Origin of the sequence: Flavobacterium sp. SORGH_AS_0622 (genome assembly GCF_030818825.1) — a bacterium.
GTDB lineage: Bacteria > Bacteroidota > Bacteroidia > Flavobacteriales > Flavobacteriaceae > Flavobacterium.
Window position 1 is genome coordinate 2,686,744 of the sequence record NZ_JAUTAX010000001.1, and the last position, 20,445, is coordinate 2,707,188.

Here is a 20,445-nt window from a genome sequence, read left to right on the forward strand (position 1 = left end):
AACCAAAAAAATTAATTTTGACTTACTTTTAAAAAACGCTGGTACTCCTAAGGAATATTCAGACGACCTATATTTAGTTTATATTGAACTATATAAAACAACAAAGAGTATAAAGAAATTAATTTCAAATCATTGTGAAATTATATCAAAATTAGAATTCGGCTATATCTGCAAAGTCCATATGCAGGGTATTCCAGAAATTGCACGCTCTTTAGCATTAAAAAATCACGCCATATATCAAATAGTAAGACTCTCTAAAATTTTAAAATAGTTATTCTTATTAATTTCGATTCGCACTGTTTGCCTGTCTTATTGCTTTTGGATCCGTCAAATTAAAACGATATACAAAACTAAGTCGATAACGAGCTGCGTTTGGAATACTATTTCGGATAATATAATAATCTGTATCAGCTGTAGTGCTTTTATTTTGGCGTAAATCGAAAGCATTTGATACATCAAATACCAAAGTTGCTTTGTCTTTAAGTAAAGTTTTGCTTAAACCAAAATCAAGCGATTGCAATGCATTATTTTTTGTTTGTGCATTTTGCTGTGCACCACGAAAGTTATAACGTCCTTGAAAACTGAATTTTGATGGCAGTTTTACCTGTGTGCTTAAACGTCCGGTGAAAGTTTTTCCTTCATAGTCAAGATTCTCTTCCTTATAATTTCCTTTTTGTTTAAAATGATAAAAATTCATTTCTAAATTTACCTGAAGCCATTTTAACGGATTATACAATGTTGAAAGTTCGATACCACTTCGTATTTCATGTTGAATATTAATAGGCGTTGTAAAAAATATATCATTTTCACGATAAGTAAAATCCTGAATATAACCGCTTTCCCATTGATAATAAAGAGATGGATTTAGCGTAAACTTTTTCCATGTTTTAAGGAATGCCAATTCAAATACATCAGTATAAGAAGGATTAAGATCTGGGTTTCCAATATATTGTGCATTTAAATCGGTCAGTTCGTTAAAAGGATATAGTGCATATAACGATGGTCGATTAATACGTTTGCTATAATTTAACTGCAAAGTAGATGCTTCAAACTTATAACCTAAATTAACGGTTGGAAATAATCTATTGTACTTTTTGTCATCATTATACGTGTTTTTAATATCTGTAATAGCAATTTTGGTAAATTCTGTACGCAAACCCAGCATGTAGTTAAACCGTCTGGCTTTATTGCTATACTGTGCATAAGCACTAGAAATTGTTTCTGTATAATTTAAATCATTGTCAATATCTTGATAGATTGTCCAAATATTTTCCTGCTCCTGCTCAGCCAAAAACTGGCTTGAGACTTTACGCAGTTCCGTCTTAACACCAATTTCAACAACAGAAACAGTATCAATTGGCTGAATAAAATCACTCTGAATAAGTAAATCTTTACTGTTTCCTATTGATCTAGTTCTAATACCCGGATAAGTCAATACATCTGGATATGTACGCTGTGTTGCAAGATTCCAGTTTTTATCACTGTTCCACCAATCATATTGAAGATCAATAGTCCATTTTTTTACGGGCTGCTTAAACGTTTGTGTATAATTTAACTCTAATTGGTTGTAATCTCTTTTTTCAAGTGATTTTCCTTCTCTTGTCAAAACACTATCTTTTGGATTGTTAATACTGCTATAATCGTAAAACAACTGAGTTTTATCGTCATCTTGTGTGGCATTTTTTAAAAAAGCCGCAGTAGCTGTACGATGTTCATCAATATAATAATCAGAACCAAGATAAATTAATTTGCCATCATCATGGCGGTCCTCATTCTGAACATGATTAAGATAGTTTGGCATACCGTTATTCATAGTTGACTGATTCGTAGTATACAATCCAACATAGTCTGAGGAACGTGTACCGAAATTGGAAAAAATATTGATTTTATCTGATTTAAAATTGATACTTGGATTAAGGCGGCTGTCATTTGGTGATCCAGCAACCAATCGTACCTGACCACTAAAACCGCTTTTCTTATTTTTCTTTAATATAATATTGATAATTCCTGCCGAGCCCGAAGCATCATATCTGGACGATGGATTTGTTATTACCTCAACACGTTCAATCTGGTCGGCAGCAATTTGATCCAGTGAATTGCTCTGTGTTAAACCAGACTGACGTCCATTAATTAATACTAATACACCGCTGTTGCCACGAAGACTTATTCCTCCCGTTGGACTTACTGTTACAGAAGGAACACCATTTAGAACATCGTGAGCAGAACCATTTTGCGAAAGCACATCTTTACCCACTTCAAAAACTTTTTTATCCAGCTTTAAGCTGATGCTGGATTTTTGTCCATTAATTTCTACGGCATTTAATTGTACGGCATCGGTATACAAACTAATAGTACCTAATTCTATTTTGGGTTTCCCAGAAGTAATTTCTAATGGCATTGAATAATTTTGATATCCTATATAACTGAAAAAGATAGTCATTTTACCAATTGGAAGTCCTTCAAAACGGAATATACCATGATCATCAGTTACTCCAGCTGCTATTGTTTTAGAGTTACGATCTTGTATCGAAACGGTAACATACGGAATTACTTCTTTAGTTATATTGTTTTGAACTTTACCCGAAATATCTGCTTGCTGTGCAACGGCGGATAAAGAAATAAATAGAATTAAAATACTGGTTATTAAGGTTTTCATATTTATTAATTTTACAGTACAAGATTAATTGATAAAATAACAGACTGCATTTTAAAACATGCAAACGGCTCCAAGAGCTTGCGAAATGCATTTCTTCATTCGATATTTATTTTATCTTTATCTTATGTATCGACCGACCTTTTTTATAGTTTTATTACTACTATTGTTTACATCGTGTAAGCAATATACCGAGTACGTTAAATCGGATGTAACTTATTATGTTGATGATGATAAGCCTCAAGATTTTCTGGGTCAGTCGGCAGATTCTATATTTAAAGTTTATATTGATATTGAACTTATTAGTCGAGAAAACACTTCCTATCCGCTGGGTTTACAGGTTAATGGGTTTGGTGCTTTTGATGTTTACTGGGATGGCTTTTTAGTGGGAAGTAACGGAAAAATGGCTAAATCTGGCCGAGCAGAAATACCAGGAACTGAAATGACTTATTACCAAATACCCGAAAATTTGGCCAAAATAGGCAAACATACTGTAACAGTAATTGGAACGCAGGCAGATTTACGAGAGTCCAGACGAGGCATAAAAGTAAAACTTGAAAGCTATTTAAGGCTTCATCGTGCACCACTTATTGTGATGTCTTTTATGAACCTCATGGCAGGAGCTTTTCTTATTGCCTCTATTTATTATTTTTTTCTCTACATAAATAGCACTCGCAAAGAAGCTACAGTTTTACTTTTTGGAATAATTTGTCTGCTATTCTTCTGCCTTCTTATCATAGAATATATAAAATTTTATATCGACATTCCATATACAAACTTTTATAACCGATTACAGATTGTCGGGTTACTTACATTCGTAATCTCCATATTAGTTCCTTGGTATTTTATGCTGCAGTTTGACTTCAAAAAAAAGAAGCTGTTATTATTTCTTTTACTTATAAGTCTTCTTACAATCTATATTATATGGTACGGTCACTATGATTTTACAGCTATATATTTTAGTTATGCAATGTGTGCAGTCTCCATCATTATTGCTATTGACGCGACTATCCGAAAAATTAAGGGCGGGTTGATTGTAGTTGTTGGTTTACTGGCAAGTGTAATTGTAAATAAATTTATATTTTATGATTTTGGATTATTTATCGCTTTTACCATTATTGTCCTTTCTATGCTTTACCTGCATACCATTCGTGCTAAAGCTTTAGAAGAAGCTCATAATGCATCATTATTACTTTCATCCAGATTACAGTTAGAGCTGGTTAAGAAAAATATTCAACCGCATTTTCTTCGTAATACGCTGACTTCATTGATTGACTGGATCGAAGAATCGCCTCAGCAGGGCGTTGTATTTATTCGCGCTTTGGCAGATGAATTTGATATTATGAACTCCATTTCGGAAGATACACTAATACCTATTCAGCGGGAAATTGAACTATGCAGGAAACATTTGGATATAATGTCATTTCGAAAAGAAATATGCTATACTTGGGAAGAAAAAAATATTGATCCAAATGAAGAAATTCCACCTGCGGTTATTCATACCATTATAGAAAATGGAATTACCCATAGTTTACCTCCTAAAGAAGGCTGTATTACTTTCTCTTTGAGCTTTAGCAGAGAAAAAAATCACAAACAATATACTCTGTTGACCATGGCAGAAAACCGAAACAGAAAAAAGGAAAACAGCAACGGAACAGGTTTTAAATACATCAAAGCGCGATTAAATGAAAGTTACGGCAATAATTGGCATTTTGAATCTTTTGCTGTAGAAAAAGGATGGTGTACAACAATTAAAATTTTTGATAAAAAATGAAAATTCTAATTATTGAAGACGAGGCTAGAATTGCCAAACGAATCGAAAGAATGACTCGCGATTTTTTTGATAAAGATACTCAGATCTTGCTTTGTGATTCTGTTGAAAACGGATTAAACACAATCGAGAAACAATCAATTGATTTACTGCTTCTCGATTTAAATTTAAATGGAGAAAACGGATTTGATGTATTGCAGACAGTTGTTGCAAGATCTTTTCAAACCATTATTATTTCGGCTTATACCGATAGGGCTATTACAGCATTTCAATATGGTGTTTTGGATTTTGTTCCTAAACCTTTTGATGCAAACAGACTCACACAAGCTTTTATTCGTTTTACAACACCAGAAAAAAACAACGGTCAGGAAATTCAGTTTTTAGCCGTAAAAAAAGCGCGAAATATTAAACTCATCGCAATTAATGATATTAGATACATAAAAGGTGCAGGAATTTATACGGAACTGCATTTGTCAAGCGGACGTATAGAACTTCATGACAAGTCTATGGAATCATTAGAAAAATTGCTTCCATCAACTTTCGAGCGAATACACAAATCTTATATTCTCCGCTGGGAGGAAGTAGATAAACTTGTTGTAGAAGCGGGAGGAAAATATAATATGCTGCTTAAAAATAGCGAACTTTTACCTGTTGGCCGTTCAAAATATAAAGAAATCAAACAAAAACTGATATAGATTTTAATCATTTTCTTTTCTATATCAAATAAGGGACTTAAAGTCCCTCTTAAAAATATAATATCTATTTATTATCCGGTACAGGAGCATTTTCTGCAATCAGTTTTTCATGTTTAAGTTCTTCCCAAAAAGCTTTAGGAATTGATTTCTTGAAAGAATTGGCATTTTCAAAAACCTGTTCTGCATTCCAGGCTCCGGGAATAACCGCAGAAACAACATTAGGTGCTGCCGAAAACTGAAGCGCAGCTGTACGTAGATCAACGTCATGTTTTATAGATATATCAAGCAGTCTATTTCTCTTTTCAATTACACCGTCAGGGAATGTTCCCAAATAATCGTATCGTTCAACACCTGCCAGAAAGCCAGCATTGAGCGGAGCACCTACAACTATAGAAATATCTCTTTCTTCACATAGAGGAAACAATTTGTTTAATGCCTCTTCGTGCTTAATTAAGGAATACTGTGTTGCTGAAAGGAAAATATCGGGATCTGCCTGCTCAATTGCTTTCAATGCTGGTTCAAGAGTATTTACACCAAAACCCCAGGCCTGTATAATACCTTCTTCACGCATTTTGGTTAGTTCCGGAATCGCTCCTTTCATGGCTTCATCAAAGTACTTTGTCCAGTTTTCCTTCATATCTTCGTTATCTGGAGAGAGATCGTGTATATAAACAATATCTAAATACGGCAGGCCTAAGCGCTGCAAACTATCTTCGATACTTCTTCTAATTCCTTCTGCGGAATAATCGTAACGATAAGAAAAATTAAGCTTTCCTTTCCACAAACCATTTTCTAATTTGAAATCTTTGTCTGGAGTAAGCAAACGGCCTACTTTTGTGGAAAGAGTAAATTCTTCACGTTTTTTATTTCTAAGAAAATGCCCGAAGCGGCGTTCACTAAGTCCTAAGCCATACCAAGGTGAAGTGTCAAAATAACGTACACCATTATTCCATGCCTCTTCCAAGGCTTGCGTAATACTAGTATCGGGATTTTCATGAAATCCGTTTCCCGCTGCGACTCCGCCCAGTCCTGATACACTTAAGGGACGATAACGTTTGTTTTGATTATTTTGTTCCATAGCAATTTTATTTTAAAAAATTCTGAATGAACGTACAGACAGAAAAAGATTAGTGCTCATACATCGAATGATGAATGATTTACAAATTTCTGCTAAATCTTGGTTTTTATAATATAGAATTACAATTCGAAGATTACATTATTAACAGCAATAAATACTCGTCGTATAAAAAAAGAGACAATTCAAACATAACTGAACTAATCTTCTGGAAATTAAAGTTTTCTTAAAGCTTAACACTCCAAAAATTATTTTTAGTAACTTAAATAAATGTTATAGGACAATAATAATTATCAACTTAAAATAATAAAGATGATGGAAGATATTAAAATACTTGAAAACAGTCTTAAAGGAAAAAATGTAGTTATAACTGGAGCAAGCAGTGGTGTTGGCCGGGCTGCAGCAGAAGCATTCGCAAGAGAGGGTTGTAATATTGTTGCAGTTGCCAGAGGTCAGAAAGGCATTAATGAAGTTGTGGACTATTGTCGAAATTTAAATGTTTTGTGTGTTGGTGTAAGTGCAGATATGTCAATTGCTGAAGATGTTGAGAAAGTCGTTAAAGAAGCTCTTGCCATAAATGGTAAAATTGATATATGGGTAAATAATGCCGGCGTGATGGCCAGCGGAAAATTTGAAGAAATTCCTTTAGAAATTCATCAGCAGGTCATTAAAACCAATTTGTTCGGATACATGAATGGGGCTTATAATGTCATCAAAATTTTTAAGAATCAAGATGAAGGAATTTTAATTAATAACATATCTATTGGTGGATTTATGCCTGCGCCTTATAGCGCTGTGTATTCTGCTTCAAAATTTGGAATAAAAGGTATGATGGAATGTCTCCAAGGCGAAATATCAAACCGTTCAAATATTCACATCTGTAATCTATATCCTCAGTTACAAAATTCAACTGGAAATCTGCATTCAGCAAAATACTCGGGGTTTGATATGAAAATTCCATTTATTGCTTCTGATCCGCGTAATACCGCAGCTAAAATGGTAGAACTAGCAAAACATCCTAAAAAAGATATGTTTCCCGATTTTCCCGCTACGGCAATAACAAACCTTTATCGATTGTTTCCAAAAACTGTGATTAATACAGCATCTGCAGCCGTAAGGCTAAAAATGAAGCTTAACGACGCTAAGGAAAATAATCCTGGAAATGTTTTGGAAAACTCTAAAGAACCTCTTCGAGTTCATGGAAAACTTCCATCAAAAACTACTCATAACTTCGGTTTAGGACTGCTTGCAGGATTAGGTATAACTGCAGCTTTACTGTTAGTGAGTAAAAAGCTGTAAAAATTGACGAGCTTGTATGTTTTCGCCAAAAAAATATTATTATAAATAACTTTCTATTTTACCAGACGAATTCCTGAAAATTGCCATTGGTGTTTTGGATGGAAAAAATTACGATAGGATGAACGACTGTGACCTTGTGGAGTAGCGATTGAAGCTCCTCTTAAAACCATCTGATTGACCATAAATTTACCGTTATACTCACCAATCGCACCTGCTTCTTTCTTATACCTAGGATAAGGAAGATAGGCGCTTCCCGTCCATTCCCATCTTTCACCCCAATTAAAATGACTGGACGCTGCTTCCCATTCTTCTTCTGTAGGCAGTCTCATACTCTTCCATGCTGCAAACGCCGAAGCTTCATAAAAATTCACATGGCAGACTAGATCAAGTGGATCAATATCCTGCAATCCGCCCAAAGTATAGTGCTGCCATTTACCATCAATAGAATGCCAATAAAGTGGTGCTTTTGCCTTTTGCTGTGTAACCCAGTCCCAGCCTTCGGAATGCCAGTATTTAAAATTCTCATAACCACCCTCTTCCATAAATTGCAAATATTCTGCATTTGTTACAAGAGTTGAAGAGATTTCAAAAGCTTCTAAATACTTTTTATGTCTTCCAGACTCGTTATCAAAACTAAAACCTGTCCCGTTAAATCCTATTTCATAAATGTCCTCTGGCATCGCAATAAATGGAGATTCTTCTCTTTTTACAATAACTTCTTCCATTTCTTTATAGACAGGAAAAAGTGGATTGTGCCCTAAAATATATTTAATGTCGGTTAATAGAAGTTCTTGATGCTGCTGTTCGTGGTTCAAACCTAATTCTAAAACAGCGTAAAGCTCGTCTGAAAGATCATTATGGTGATTTAAATAAGCTTCCATCTGTTCATCGACATAGGCTCGGTATGCATATATATCGGCAACCGACGGACGGCTTAGATTACCACGGTCTGTACGCACTACTCTGGCTCCTACAGTTTCATAATAGCTGTTAAAAACAAAGTTGTACTGTGGATTGAATTCTTTATATCCTTGAAAATTTGGGATAAGAATAAAGGTCTCAAAAAACCAAGTAGTATGTCCTAAATGCCATTTGGGCGGACTCACATCTGCAATAGGCTGTACTACATAATCCTCTATTTCAAGTGGACGGCATATTGTCTCAGAATGTCTGCGTATTTTTTTGTACTGCGATAAAATTAATAGCGCATCATTTTTTTGTGCTGTCTGTTCCATAATTATTGTTTTTAAACGGCTTCCCAAAACGCATCGACAAACCACTCCTTGCTATCCTTAATGCTATAAACCTGTGTAAATCCCGACTGTGCGGCCATTTTCTCGGTATCTTCAGTAGAGAATTTCTGTGAAACCTCCATATAAACCGCCTCATTTTCGGCAAAATGAAATACAGCGTCATCAATAGAAACCTTCTGATCTTCAAGACTAATTAGATAACTTCTGCACGCGCCGCTAAGAGGATCATAAGTTTCATAATGCTCAAATTTATCCACCTTAAAATCAGCTTTCAGCTCTTTATTAATACGCTCAAGCAGATTAAGGTTAAAGGAAGCTGTTACTCCTTTTGCATCATTGTATGCATTAAGAATTGTATTAGGTTCTTTTTTTAAGTCAAAGCCAATCATAACTATGTCGCCTTTATTGAGATTCTTTCTCAGTTCAAAACAAAAACGATAGGCTTCTTCTAACTCCATATTGCCGATATTACTTCCTAAAAACAATATCACTTTTCTACGAGAGGAAAGTTGTGCAGCTTTGTACAGCATGTCAAAATATTCTCCTTCAAGACATAAAATATCTAGGCCTGGTATATTTTTCTTCAATTTTTCATCTAAAACCGAAAGTATATTTCCTGATATATCAATTGGCATGTATCTAAAATCTGTAAGTTCATTTTTTAGATATCGCAGCAAATGCATTGATTTTGATGCATCACCTGCTCCTAATTCAATTAAATCAAATGGCGTTTGAGCTGCATTAATACCAGCCGCTATTTCAGCAGTTTTATTTTCAAAAATATCCATTTCACAGCGAGTCAAATAATATTCAGGTAAGTTCATAATTTCCTGAAAAAGTGTGTCGCCACGTTGATCATAAAAATATTTTGACTGGAGATGTTTTGGATGCTGCCGTAAACCAGCAATTACATCCTGAAGAAAATTATTTTTATTTTGTTCTTCTGTTTCTATATTTTCTTTTATAGCTGTTTCAAATAATTTCATATGTATCGCATTTTTTTGACAGAAAATAATTCCCCATTTAATTAGAGATATTATAACTGTAACTTTTTCTTACTTAAAGGTACGTTTTATTCATGTCTCATAAGTTCTTTATTAAACAGAATCTTAACTTAAAAAAACTGCAGCAACCATCATTAATAGCTGTGACAGACATTATATTTTACTAATCCTTAAAAATTCAATTACAATTATTTTATACCACTTAATACTTGATCCAAAAATTCTCCGTAATTTTTACTTTCTTTAATGATAAATGAAAAACCTAGAATGACTAAATTATCTTTCACAACTCCTATTAAACTGCCATTTTCTTATTTTCTAAACCAAGATGTTATTTTCCTTGCGAAAGATCTTTTGGGAAAAGTACTTTTTACTCAAATCGATGGAAAAATAACTGCTGGAATAATTGTTGAAACAGAAGCCTATTTTGGTGTACATGATAAAGCTTCTCACGCATATGGCGGACGAAGAACTGATAGAACAGAAACACTTTACAGCCAAGGCGGTATTTCTTATGTTTATCTCTGTTATGGAATTCATCACTTGTTTAATATTGTAAGTTCTGTTGAAGGCGAACCACATGCCGTTTTAATACGAGGTATCGAACCATTGATAGGAAAAGATATTATGGAAGAAAGACGGAAAATGTCTTCTTCAAAAGGCGCTATTTCGGCTGGACCTGGCTCCGCAGCAAAAGCCTTAGGAATTGATCGCTCTTTTAATAAAAAAGATTTAGGCGGCGATGAAATATGGGTTGAAGATCATGGCATCCGTTATAAAGAGGAACAAATTGCAGCATCGCCTAGAGTTGGCGTAGCTTATGCTCAAGATCATGCCTTACTCCCGTGGAGATTTTTCATTAAGGGAAATAAATATGTCAGTAAACCAAATAAAATTTAAATGCAGCTTTATTCATAATTAAAAATCTCGTACTAACTATTACGAGATTTTGACGATTCGTGATTTCTTTATAGTGAATCCTAAAACAGAATAATTTACTCCTGCGATAGTTCAGCTTCGGTGTGTAGCGCACAAACCCAGTTATTATTTTCTTTAATCCAAGTAGAAGTGCAGGCACATTTCATAGAACTTTTTTTTGTGCCATCTGCCATTCCTAATTCTATTGAATAAGCTATTATCGCCGTATTTTCAGTAAGTAACTGCGCCTCAATATCAGAAATATTCAATACTTTTATTTTATCTCCATCTCCTGACTCAAACATCTTTTTAAACTTATCTTCATTTACACTTTGCACACCATTCTTTCCAGCGATTATACAAGGAAAATGAGTAAGTTGTTTAACCGTTTCATAATCGTGATTTTCCATTCCCTGCCAATATTTTTTTTCCAGTTCAATAATTTGCTTTTCCATGACTATCTTATTATTAATTAAACAGTTATACAAAGTTCAAACTAAAATCGAAATGCGTTACATTTTTAACATAGATTTAATGTAGAGTTTGATCATTCAAAGCGAGAAAATTTCAGATATGTAGATGTTAATTTACAGCAAGGTAAATTCTTTAAATGAAATGGATTTTAATAAAAATATTCCACCCTATTAGTTGTATAAATTTGATTAAAAAACAATTTAAAATGTTAATTATATAAATCGAAGTTGAAATTATATAAATTTAATTGTTGCCGTAATTTTACTTTTCAGTTACCAAATTCTATACATCTAAAAATCTAATATGAAAAAAAATTACTCAAAATTTTTACTGTTTGTTAATTAACAGCATAATTAAATCCGGTTGTCCCAAAATTTAAAAATGAAGATTAGACGAATGCAAAATGCTTCTCTAACTCACCGATACTTTAACGGCTCGCACATCGAGCTTTGGTTAATGAGGCTTCCTAATTATTGCACTTTAATTTAACAGCAAACTAAAATGAATTATAAAAATATACTGCAGATAGATGACGATATTGACGACTGCGAATTTTTTATGGAAGCGCTCCAGGCAGTATCTCAAGCGGGATATACTTCTATGCATAATCCTGTAGAAGCGCTTAACAAATTGATTCTAAAAGAACTTAAACCTGATATAATATTCCTTGATTTGAATATGCCTATTATGTCTGGTTTTGAGTTTTTAATTGAAATAAAAAAACAGGAAATTATAAAAAACATCCCAGTTATTATTTTTTCTACTTCACAGATGGAAGAGATAAAACGCAAAGCAAGAAACTATGGGGCTGATGAATATATATCCAAACCAAGTGACTTTGATGAAATGAAAAAAATTCTAGCCCATTATACAGCGTGAGAAATTTACACCTGAGATTGGTAATGTATTCATTTTCAAAAACAGCATATTTCCCGCTATTTTTATCTTTAAAGAAACTGACCATTTACGCGGCTTTATAACAGTTGGAAAATGAAATTATCAACACAAATACTTCTGGCGTTTTCGCTGATCATACTACTTTCTGTTGCAGATTCATATACGAATTACCGCTTATCTCGTAAAGTGCATCTCAACTCACAGTTTCTCTCCAAATCAGAAGATGTGATCCGTAACTCAAACAAGACCCATAGAGCTATACTGGAAATGCAAAGTGCTTTGAGGGGCTACCTGCTTACTAATGATACCACTTTTCTGCGCCCCTATTACAAGGGACTGGAAAAAGTACCGCTATTTTTCAAACAACAGCATAAACTTATTGATGATAATGAAACACAGCGTCGTATTTTGGACTCAGTAGCCGTGCTCCATGATGCATGGCTTGTCTATACTGCTGAAATAATAAACGCCAGAATGGAAAACCCTGAAACTTATCAGTTACTGTTAGATTCCAAACTTCGAAAACATGTCGGTAAAAATATTAATGATTCTATAACAGCTAAATTTAAAAGATTTGACAAGTTAGAATATAAAACTCGAAAACATCATAGTGAAATGCTGCTGCATTCCCTTCATAAGACAAGAACATATTCTTTGATTTTCTTGTCCATGACTATTTTCGCTGGAATATGCAGTACTGCTTATATTGTAATTATGATAACCAACCGCATTAATTCGATGGTGCGTCTTGCTGATACCATTTCTAAAGGTCGTTTTACCATAGTTCGGGATTCTAAAAACGACGAACTCAGCGCCCTAGCCTCCTCTTTAAACATTATGTCCCAAAAATTAGAGAAGAATATTCAGGAACTAGAAAACAAAAATGAAGAACTTAATAAATTTGCTTATGTGGTTTCTCATGATCTAAAGGCGCCGCTGCGTGGGATTTATAATGTTATCACCTGGATTGAAGAAGACTTGTCGGAGGAAATTTCTCCTGCTCTTCGCAATTATTTAAACATCATACCTAAAAGAACTCAACGCATGGAAGCTTTGATCAACGGACTGCTCGACTATGCCCGCATCAACCAGAAATCAGCTCCCGAATTAGTTGATACAAATGCACTTATAAATGAAATCACTCAAGCCATAGTACCGAGGGATTTTACTGTTGAATTGAGTAACCTGCCTGAAATTTTTACCGAGCGTCTTAAACTTGAACAGGTATTTTCTAATTTAATCAGCAATGCCGTTAAGTATTCAAAACCAAACGAGGGCCGTATTGAAATTGATTGCCTGACAATTTTAGATGTTTACGAATTTTCCGTAAAAGATTATGGAATTGGAATTGATCCCGAATATCACAAGAAAATATTTGAAATCTTTCAAACACTTCGAGAAAAAAATGAAATGGAAAGCACTGGTGTTGGTCTGGCAATTGTGAAAAAAATTATTGACGATCAGGGAGAAAGCATACAAGTACACTCACGATTGGGAGAAGGAACAACATTTACTTTCACTTGGAAAAATAATAAAAGAATATGAAAACACCCACCATTTTACTAATTGAAGATGATGAACTGGACACTATATCTGTAGAACGTTCATTAAAAAAACTAGAAATCCAATACGAGCTTCATACCGCTTATAACGGACTTGAAGCGTTGCATCTTCTACGTGGTGAAACTGGTAAAGCTCTTTATCCTGATGTGATTCTTTTGGACATTAATATGCCAAGAATGAATGGAATAGAGTTTCTTAAAATCATACGTGGAGATGAAAAATTAAAAGACCTGAAAGTTTTTATAATGACTACCTCTTCTGAAAGTAATGACCGCATCAATGCAGAAAATTTAGGAATATCAGGCTATATTATAAAGCCTCTCAATTATACAGACAATACCAAAAGACCTGATTCAATGGATGCTTTTGTACAGTTTCATCTGCGTAAAATATTATTGGACGAAAGCGTTTAAAGCATTCCTTTTACACATCCCATAAACCAAAAATTTAATCAAACCAAGAACCGTCTATTATGAAAAAATCAAAACCTGTCACAAAAAAATCCAGCGGCGAAGAACTGCTTGTACTTCCCGTGGTAACTGATAAAAAAAACGCCAAGATCAAAGATCAGTCCGAAGAATCCGTGCTAAGCGATGCCGAGTTTTTAAAAATTCTGATGAAAGTAAAAAACGGTAATTTCTCGCAGCGTTTTCCTACCGATCAGAATGGCATTAAAAGATCAATCTGCGACACTTTAAATGAAATAATTGATCTGAATGAACGAATGGTATTCGAATTTCAGAAAGTTGGAAAAAGCATTGGTAAACAAGGAAAATTAACGAATCGTGTCGTTCTAGACGGTGCACGCGGTTCGTGGAGTTCCTGCGTGGATTCTGTTAATACACTGATCTCTGATCTGGTGCATCCAACAATTGAAATTGCACACGTAATTACCTCTGTTGCAAAAGGAAATTTATCGCAGGAAATGCCTTTATCCATTGAAGGAAATCCACTTCAAGGAGAATTCCTTAGAATTGCCAAAGAGGTAAACGGGATGGTAAAACAGCTGAACCTATTCTCTATGGAGGTTACCCGTGTGGCTCGTGAGGTGGGAACTGATGGAAAACTAGGCGGACAAGCAAAAGTTCGCGGTGTGGGTGGTGTATGGAAAGATTTGACAGACTCTGTAAATAAAATGGCGAGTAACTTAACGGGTCAGGTACGTAATATTGCAGATGTAACCACTGCGGTAGCAAAAGGAGATTTGTCTAAAAAAATTACCGTTGACGTAAAAGGGGAAATCTTAGAATTAAAAAATACCATTAATACCATGGTAGATCAGCTGAACTCATTTTCTTCTGAGGTAACTCGTGTGGCGCGTGAGGTAGGAACCGAAGGAAAACTGGGCGGACAAGCACAAGTAAAAGGTGTCGGCGGAACTTGGAAAGATTTAACGGATTCCGTAAATCAGATGGCATCAAACTTAACCGGACAGGTACGTAATATTGCCGATGTAACAACGGCCGTAGCAAGAGGAGATTTATCTAAAAAAATTACAGTAGACGTAAAAGGAGAAATCCTGGAGCTTAAAGATACCATTAACACGATGGTGGATCAGCTGAACTCGTTCTCTTCTGAAGTAACCCGTGTTGCTCGTGAGGTAGGTTCCGAAGGAAAACTGGGCGGTCAGGCAAAAGTACGAGGGGTCGGCGGAGTTTGGAAAGATTTGACCGATTCAGTAAATCAAATGGCATCCAACTTAACAGGTCAGGTGCGTAATATTGCCGAGGTAACAACAGCCGTGGCAAAAGGAGATTTATCTAAAAAAATTACCGTAAACGTTGAAGGAGAAATCCTGGAATTAAAAAACACCATCAATACCATGGTGGATCAGCTGAACTCATTTGGTGCTGAGGTAACTCGTGTGGCGCGCGAGGTAGGTTCTGAAGGAAAACTGGGAGGTCAGGCAAAAGTAAAAGGTGTCGGAGGAACATGGAAAGATTTAACCGATTCGGTGAACCAGATGGCATCTAACCTTACCGGACAGGTTCGTAATATTGCAGAGGTAACAACGGCCGTGGCAAATGGTGACCTTTCGAAAAAAATTACAGCTGTAGCCGAGGGAGAAATCCTCGAGTTGAAAAAAACCATTAATACAATGGTGGATCAGCTGAACTCTTTCTCTTCTGAGGTTACGCGTGTGGCACTTGAGGTGGGTACAGAAGGAAAACTAGGCGGTCAAGCGAAAGTAAAAGGTGTCGGAGGAACATGGAAAGATTTGACTGATTCTGTGAACCAAATGGCTTCCAACTTAACCGGACAAGTACGTAATATTGCGGAGGTAACAACAGCCGTAGCAAAAGGAGATTTATCCCGCCAGATTACGGTTGATACCAAAGGAGAAATCCTAGAGTTAAAAAATACAATTAATACCATGGTGGGTCAGCTGAACTCTTTCGCTTCTGAGGTAACTCGTGTGGCACGTGAAGTTGGTACCGAAGGAAAACTGGGAGGACAAGCGCAGGTTGAAGGTGTTGGTGGAACTTGGAAAGATTTAACGGATTCGGTAAACCAAATGGCATCGAACCTTACTGGACAAGTGCGTAACATTGCCGAAGTAACAACAGCCGTAGCAAAAGGAGATTTATCGCTCCAGATTACGGTTGACGTAAAAGGAGAAATCTTAGAGTTAAAAAATACAATTAATACCATGGTGGATCAGCTTCGAGGCTTTGCTTCGGAGGTAACAAGGGTTTCTCGAGAAGTAGGTACAGAAGGAAAACTTGGAGGACAAGCCAACGTACCAGGAGTTGCTGGAACTTGGAAAGATTTAACAGATTCCGTTAACCAAATGGCAGGAAATCTTACCGCTCAGGTACGTAATATTGCCGATGTGGCAATTGCAGTGGCGAATGGAGATATGTCCCGAAAAATTACTGTTGACGTTCGTGGAGAAATTTTGCAGCTAAAAGAAACCTTAAATACAATGGTAGATCAGCTTCGCGAATTTGCCTCTGAGGTAACTCGTGTGGCACGTGAGGTAGGAACCGAAGGAAAACTAGGAGGACAAGCTAATGTGCCTGGAGTTGCTGGAACATGGAAGGATTTAACAGATTCTGTTAACCAAATGGCGGGTAATTTAACCACTCAGGTTCGTAATATCGCCGAGGTAACGATTGCAGTTGCGAATGGAGATATGTCGAAAAAGATTACGGCCGACGTTCGTGGAGAAATTCTACAATTGAAAGAAACCGTAAATACAATGGTGGATCAGCTTCGTGCCTTCGCCTCTGAGGTAACTCGTGTGGCGCGTGAGGTGGGTACCGACGGAAAACTGGGTGGACAAGCATTCGTGCCTGGTGTTGCTGGGACATGGAAAGATTTAACGGATTCGGTTAACCAGATGGCATCGAACTTAACCGGTCAGGTGCGTAATATTGCCGATGTAACCAAAGCAGTTGCAAATGGTGACCTTTCCAAACAAATTACCGTTGACGTAAAAGGAGAAATTCTAGATTTGAAAAATACCTTTAATACGATGGTAGAACAGTTAAATTCATTTGCTTCTGAAGTTACGCGTGTGGCGCGTGAGGTGGGTACCGAAGGAAAACTGGGCGGACAGTCTGAAGTAAAAGGTGTTGCGGGAACATGGAAAGATTTAACCGATTCGGTTAACGTAATGGCTTCTAACTTAACAGGTCAGGTTCGTGGAATCGCAAAAGTGGTAACATCTGTAGCAAAAGGAAATCTAAAACAAAAATTATCCATTGATGCCAAAGGTGAAGTTGCACAGTTAACCGATACCATCAACGAAATGATTGATACGCTTGCCACATTCTCAGATCAGGTAACAACAGTTGCGCGTGAAGTTGGTGCCGAAGGAAAACTGGGAGGACAAGCAAACGTACCAGGAGCTTCTGGAACGTGGAAAAACTTAACAGAAAATGTAAACCAGTTAGCGGCGAATCTAACCACTCAGGTACGTGCGATTTCTGAGGTAGCATCGGCAGTAACACAGGGAGATTTAACACGAACTATTGGTGTTGAAGCAAAAGGTGAAGTTGAGGCACTTAAAGACACTATTAATCAGATGATTTTTAATCTTAAAGCAACTACTTTACGTAATCAAGAACAAGACTGGCTGAAATCGAATTTGGCTAAGTTTACCCAAATGCTTCAGGGTCAAAAAGAATTGAATGCAGTTACTAAAAAAATCCTTTCAGAACTTGCTGCAGTGGTAACCGCTCAGCATGGTCTATTTTATATTTTAGAAGAAGGTGAAGAATTTATGGATTCTAAATTAAACCTAATTGCTTCTTACGCTTATATAAAACGAAAAAATTCCCTTACTCAATACGGTATGGGAGAAGGTCTAATTGGTCAGGTTGCAGTAGAAAAAGAAAGAATAATACTGAGCAACGTTCCAAAAGACTACATTAAAATAAATTCAGGACTTGGCGATGCCAGACCTAAAGACGTCATTATTCTTCCAGTACTCTTTGAAGGTAGACTTAAAGCAGTTATTGAATTGGCATCACTTGATACCTTCAGCCAGATACACTTGGATTTCCTTGAAGGACTTACAGAAAGTATTGGTATTGTAATTAATACCATCGAATCCAATTCAAGAACTGAAGAACTGCTGGTACAATCCCAATCACTTGCCAGCGAGCTTAAAAGTCAGCAGGAAGTACTTAAAAATACCAACGAAGAATTAGAGGAAAAAGCGATATTACTGGCCAATCAGAAAGAAGAAGTTGAACTTAAAAACCAAGAAGTCGAGGTTGCCCGTAAAGCACTTGAGGAAAAAGCCGATCAGCTGACGCTTACTTCAAAATACAAATCCGAGTTCTTGGCCAATATGTCTCACGAACTTCGTACTCCTTTGAACAGTTTACAGATTCTAGCTAATGAACTAATTGCGAACCGAGACGGGAATTTATCCGAAAAACAAATTCAGTTTGCGAAAACCATTAACTCTTGCGGAGATGACCTTATTCAGCTGATTAATGACATCCTGGATCTTTCTAAAATTGAGTCAGGGTATATTTCTGTGGATTACAACCCGATTAGCTTTGAGGAGATAAGCCGTTTTGTAGCTTCTACCTTCAACCCTATTTCAGAGGCCAAACATCTTAATTTTGAAATCAAAATGGATGAAAATCTTCCTGAAGTTATGGAAACCGATTCACAACGTTTAAACCAAATTCTGAAAAATCTTTTATCGAACTCTTTTAAATTCACTGAAAAAGGATCTGTTAAACTAAACATTTACAAGGCAGAACATAATTGGAAAACTAAAAGCAGCAGTCTGGATAATGCCGAAGCTGTCGTAGCTTTTGAAATATCAGATACTGGAATTGGAATCTCTAAAGAAAAACAGAATATTATTTTTGAAGCCTTTCAACAGGCAGAAGGTTCTACAAGCCGTAAGTATGGAGGAACAGGTCTTGGATTATCAATCAGCCGAGGACTTTCTGACCTACTGGGAGGAAGCATAGAACTGGAAAGTGACACCAACATTGGAAGTAAATTCACTTTATTTCTACCTTTAAAATTTGTCCATATTCCAGAAATCGAAGATATTACAGTCAATGAAGAAACAAGTGTGCTTCATGCTGGAAAGAGCCGTTTAAAATCACTTCCATCTTCGAGTTTTAAATCATCAGATACTGATCTGTATTTTGCAGACGAAATTGGTGATGACAGGACTTCTATCAAACCAGAAGACAAAGTGCTACTGATCGCGGAGGATAATGAAACCTTTGCTAAAATTCTTCTTGAGAGAGCTCATCAGCATAATATCAAAGCCATTGTAACCACAAGAGGTAATGATGTGGTGGATTATATCAGTCACTTCCAGCCTCATGCCATTACAATGGATCTTAATATGCCCGATACCAGCGGCTGGAAAATTCTAGACAGATTAAAAACTGATTTTACCCTGCGCCACATTCCCGTATATATTATCTCGGGAGAAGATGAAAGAAACAAAGGACTCAAACGAGGTGCCAGAAACTTTCTAGTCAAACCTGTAAAAAATGATATTCTAACCTCACTTTTTAATGATATTCAGAATTTCAAAAATAATGCACAAAAAAACCTGCTTATTGTAGATGACAATCCAGCGGAACTGGACCGTATAATTAAAGCGGTACAGGGAGACGATATTTCAATTGATACTGCTTTGACAGCGAAACAGGCAGTTGAGCTTATTGAGACAAAATCTTTCGACTGTATTATACTAGATCTTGTTCTTCCTGATGCAGACGGACTAGATCTCATCAGCGATCTTGAAAACAATATCAGCGGACAGGAAACAGCAATTATTGTCCATTCAGCTGGTGATCTAAGCAAAAAACAGCGCAGTAAACTCGGCCGTTTTGCCCATAGTATTATTACCAAAAGTGCTGTTTCAATGGATGAGCTTGTGGACCAGACTGCTCTTTTCATGCATCGTGTGCATAAAGAACTGCCTGAAGATATGAAAAAGCGTATTGAAACGTTTTACTTAAAAGAAGATGTACTACTAAATAAAAAAGTACTTTTGGTAGATGACGATGTTCGAAACCTTTTTGCCCTTACTACAGCACTGGAACGATTTGGACTGGATGTTATAAGCGCCGAAAGTGGTCACGAGGCGGTTGAAATACTAAACGGAAACGAAACTATCGATATTGTACTAATGGATATCATGATGCCCGAACTTGATGGTTATGAAACTATGAAAATTATTCGCAGAAATCCTAGACATAAAGATCTGACTATTATTGCAGTCACTGCTAAAGCCATGAAAGGAGACAGACAACGATGTATTGAATCTGGAGCTTCTGACTACATTACTAAACCTGTCAATGTGGAACAGCTGTCTTCACTGATGAGAGTATGGCTAAAATAATATTT

Annotated in this window: 13 protein-coding genes; 8 read left to right on the top strand and 5 right to left on the bottom strand. The window is 36.1% G+C overall.

What is annotated here, in order from left to right:
* Positions 1–280 precede the first annotated feature (280 nt).
* A complete protein-coding gene (locus QE431_RS11755) occupies positions 281–2,656 on the bottom strand; it encodes an outer membrane beta-barrel family protein (RefSeq protein ID WP_307296012.1) in 2,376 nt (791 codons plus the stop codon).
* A gap of 124 nt (positions 2,657–2,780) precedes the next feature.
* Here QE431_RS11755 and QE431_RS11760 point away from each other — a divergent pair, with 124 nt between their 5' ends.
* Positions 2,781–4,427: a histidine kinase gene (locus tag QE431_RS11760; protein WP_307296014.1), complete on the top strand. Its 1,647-nt coding sequence runs from the start codon at positions 2,781–2,783 to the stop codon at positions 4,425–4,427.
* The gene (locus QE431_RS11765; protein WP_307296017.1) at positions 4,424–5,119 is read left to right on the top strand and encodes a LytTR family DNA-binding domain-containing protein; all 696 of its coding nucleotides are present in this window, start codon (positions 4,424–4,426) and stop codon (positions 5,117–5,119) included. Before QE431_RS11760 ends, QE431_RS11765 begins: the two co-directional genes overlap by 4 nt.
* 64 nt (positions 5,120–5,183) lie before the next feature.
* Here the strand turns inward: QE431_RS11765 and QE431_RS11770 are convergent, their stop codons facing one another.
* Positions 5,184–6,197 (bottom strand): aldo/keto reductase, encoded by a 1,014-nt coding sequence (locus tag QE431_RS11770; RefSeq protein WP_307296020.1) that lies wholly within the window; start codon positions 6,195–6,197, stop codon positions 5,184–5,186.
* 309 nt (positions 6,198–6,506) lie between these two features.
* On the opposite strand from QE431_RS11770, the gene QE431_RS11775 reads away from it, so the two are divergent.
* A complete protein-coding gene (locus tag QE431_RS11775; protein WP_307296022.1) occupies positions 6,507–7,493 on the top strand; it encodes an SDR family NAD(P)-dependent oxidoreductase in 987 nt (328 codons plus the stop codon).
* 53 nt (positions 7,494–7,546) lie between these two features.
* Here the strand turns inward: QE431_RS11775 and egtB are convergent, their stop codons facing one another.
* Both egtB and egtD read right to left on the bottom strand, forming a co-directional pair.
* A complete protein-coding gene (egtB, locus tag QE431_RS11780; protein ID WP_307296025.1) occupies positions 7,547–8,728 on the bottom strand; it encodes an ergothioneine biosynthesis protein EgtB in 1,182 nt (393 codons plus the stop codon).
* Between the two features lie 11 nt (positions 8,729–8,739).
* A complete protein-coding gene (gene egtD / locus QE431_RS11785) occupies positions 8,740–9,732 on the bottom strand; it encodes an L-histidine N(alpha)-methyltransferase (protein ID WP_307296027.1) in 993 nt (330 codons plus the stop codon).
* Positions 9,733–10,017: 285 nt separating this feature from the next.
* On the opposite strand from egtD, the gene QE431_RS11790 reads away from it, so the two are divergent.
* On the top strand, positions 10,018–10,650 hold the full coding sequence (locus tag QE431_RS11790) for a DNA-3-methyladenine glycosylase (RefSeq protein ID WP_307296030.1): 633 nt from the start codon (positions 10,018–10,020) through the stop codon (positions 10,648–10,650).
* Positions 10,651–10,745: 95 nt separating this feature from the next.
* On the opposite strand, the gene QE431_RS11795 is transcribed toward QE431_RS11790, so the two are convergent.
* Positions 10,746–11,123, bottom strand: coding sequence for a nuclear transport factor 2 family protein (locus QE431_RS11795; RefSeq protein ID WP_307296033.1), 378 nt, complete (start codon positions 11,121–11,123; stop codon positions 10,746–10,748).
* A gap of 520 nt (positions 11,124–11,643) precedes the next feature.
* Here QE431_RS11795 and QE431_RS11800 point away from each other — a divergent pair.
* The 4 genes from QE431_RS11800 to QE431_RS11815 all read left to right on the top strand — a co-directional run bounded on the left by QE431_RS11800 (position 11,644) and on the right by QE431_RS11815 (position 20,440).
* Complete coding sequence (locus QE431_RS11800) at positions 11,644–12,021, top strand: response regulator (RefSeq protein WP_057114997.1); 378 nt, start codon at positions 11,644–11,646, stop codon at positions 12,019–12,021.
* Between the two features lie 111 nt (positions 12,022–12,132).
* Positions 12,133–13,584, top strand: coding sequence for an ATP-binding protein (locus tag QE431_RS11805; RefSeq protein WP_307296038.1), 1,452 nt, complete (start codon positions 12,133–12,135; stop codon positions 13,582–13,584).
* Positions 13,581–14,015 (top strand): response regulator, encoded by a 435-nt coding sequence (locus QE431_RS11810; protein WP_134142910.1) that lies wholly within the window; start codon positions 13,581–13,583, stop codon positions 14,013–14,015. The genes QE431_RS11805 and QE431_RS11810 overlap by 4 nt, the downstream gene beginning before the upstream one ends.
* Positions 14,016–14,074: 59 nt before the next feature.
* The gene (locus QE431_RS11815; RefSeq protein WP_307296041.1) at positions 14,075–20,440 is read left to right on the top strand and encodes a HAMP domain-containing protein; all 6,366 of its coding nucleotides are present in this window, start codon (positions 14,075–14,077) and stop codon (positions 20,438–20,440) included.
* Positions 20,441–20,445 lie beyond the last annotated feature (5 nt).

Excerpts from the sequence above, each read along its gene's own strand:
- QE431_RS11805 (WP_307296038.1), top strand. The coding sequence starts at position 12,133 with ATGAAATTATCAACACAAATACTTCTGGCGTTTTCGCTGATCATACTA.
- QE431_RS11775 (WP_307296022.1), top strand. The coding sequence starts at position 6,507 with ATGATGGAAGATATTAAAATACTTGAAAACAGTCTTAAAGGAAAAAAT.
- QE431_RS11755 (WP_307296012.1), bottom strand. The coding sequence starts at position 2,656 with ATGAAAACCTTAATAACCAGTATTTTAATTCTATTTATTTCTTTATCC.
- QE431_RS11790 (WP_307296030.1), top strand. The coding sequence starts at position 10,018 with ATGACTAAATTATCTTTCACAACTCCTATTAAACTGCCATTTTCTTAT.
- QE431_RS11810 (WP_134142910.1), top strand. The coding sequence starts at position 13,581 with ATGAAAACACCCACCATTTTACTAATTGAAGATGATGAACTGGACACT.
- QE431_RS11800 (WP_057114997.1), top strand. The coding sequence starts at position 11,644 with ATGAATTATAAAAATATACTGCAGATAGATGACGATATTGACGACTGC.
- QE431_RS11765 (WP_307296017.1), top strand. The coding sequence starts at position 4,424 with ATGAAAATTCTAATTATTGAAGACGAGGCTAGAATTGCCAAACGAATC.
- egtB (WP_307296025.1), bottom strand. The coding sequence starts at position 8,728 with ATGGAACAGACAGCACAAAAAAATGATGCGCTATTAATTTTATCGCAG.
- QE431_RS11760 (WP_307296014.1), top strand. The coding sequence starts at position 2,781 with ATGTATCGACCGACCTTTTTTATAGTTTTATTACTACTATTGTTTACA.
- QE431_RS11795 (WP_307296033.1), bottom strand. The coding sequence starts at position 11,123 with ATGGAAAAGCAAATTATTGAACTGGAAAAAAAATATTGGCAGGGAATG.
- QE431_RS11770 (WP_307296020.1), bottom strand. The coding sequence starts at position 6,197 with ATGGAACAAAATAATCAAAACAAACGTTATCGTCCCTTAAGTGTATCA.
- QE431_RS11815 (WP_307296041.1), top strand. The coding sequence starts at position 14,075 with ATGAAAAAATCAAAACCTGTCACAAAAAAATCCAGCGGCGAAGAACTG.
- egtD (WP_307296027.1), bottom strand. The coding sequence starts at position 9,732 with ATGAAATTATTTGAAACAGCTATAAAAGAAAATATAGAAACAGAAGAA.